The following is a 1,168-nucleotide window of genomic DNA, read 5'->3' as shown; positions in this document are numbered from 1 at the left end:
TGGATCTCCGAGCTGGCTTCAGAAGGAAGTGGCACAGAGGCGCAAATAGAGTATGGCAAGGCTATTGGCGATTTTGAATCTTCACAACAAGACTCTTCTGAGTTCACCACTGAACCGGTCTTATCAGCAAGCACGCTGGATCATATCATTGAAGACGTTGAACCGAATTTAGAACAAAAAGATCCGACAATTTCTAGCTTTGATGTGGCTGATGAAGTCGAGCCTCTCGAGGAAAAAGCGAACGATAACTTAGACACTAACAATGATTTAGAAACTAATGACGACGATGTTGACGCTTTCCAAAGCTTGGTCGCCGACGCACAAGCAAATGCAGCGGGCAAACAAAATCCGTTTCTTGTTCAGGCTGAGCCTAATTTGCCTCGACCTACCGAGCCAATGCCAACCTTAGAGTTGTTATATCACCCAGAAAAACGCGAAAACTTTATTGATAGAGATGCCCTAGAAAATATTGCGAGGCTTGTTGAAGCCAAACTCGCCGATTATAAAATCAAAGCGCGAGTGGTTGATATATTCCCTGGGCCTGTGATCACTCGATTTGAGTTGGATTTAGCTCCCGGTGTGAAAGTCAGCCGAATATCGAGCCTTTCTATGGATTTAGCGCGGTCACTATCGGCCATTGCAGTGCGTGTCGTTGAAGTGATACCAGGCAAGCCGTATGTAGGTTTAGAGCTTCCAAATGTCAGTCGTCAAACGGTGTTCTTTTCCGATGTGATTGGTAGCCCTACCTTTGCAGAGGCTAAGTCTCCAACCACTATCGTGCTAGGGCAAGATATCGCAGGGGACGCCGTGATAGCGGATCTCGCTAAGATGCCTCATGTCCTCGTTGCGGGTACGACAGGGTCAGGTAAGTCGGTTGGTGTCAACGTAATGATTCTGAGTATGCTCTATAAAGCGACACCGGAAGAAGTTCGTTTCATTATGATTGACCCTAAAATGCTAGAGCTGTCGATTTATGAAGGTATTCCTCATTTGTTGTCTGAGGTTGTGACAGACATGAAGGATGCTTCAAATGCTTTACGGTGGTGTGTGGGTGAAATGGAGCGCCGTTATAAATTGATGTCGGCACTCGGTGTACGTAACGTTAAAGGCTTCAACGAGAAGTTAGAAATGGCCGCTAAGGCCGGTCACCCGATTCATGACCCATTAT

General features: G+C 46.4%; 1 protein-coding gene. It reads left to right on the top strand.

Going from position 1 to position 1,168, the window contains the following annotated elements; genetic code table 11:
• Nucleotides 1-1,168, top strand: a 1,168-nt coding sequence (locus ACP45E_RS18960) for a DNA translocase FtsK (protein ID WP_277815727.1), incomplete at both ends; no start/stop codon positions are given.

The organism is Vibrio genomosp. F10 str. 9ZD137 (assembly GCF_049974785.1).
GTDB lineage: Bacteria > Pseudomonadota > Gammaproteobacteria > Enterobacterales > Vibrionaceae > Vibrio.
Note: the sequence above shows the minus strand (reverse complement) of the source record. Positions and strands in the feature narration are given on the sequence as shown.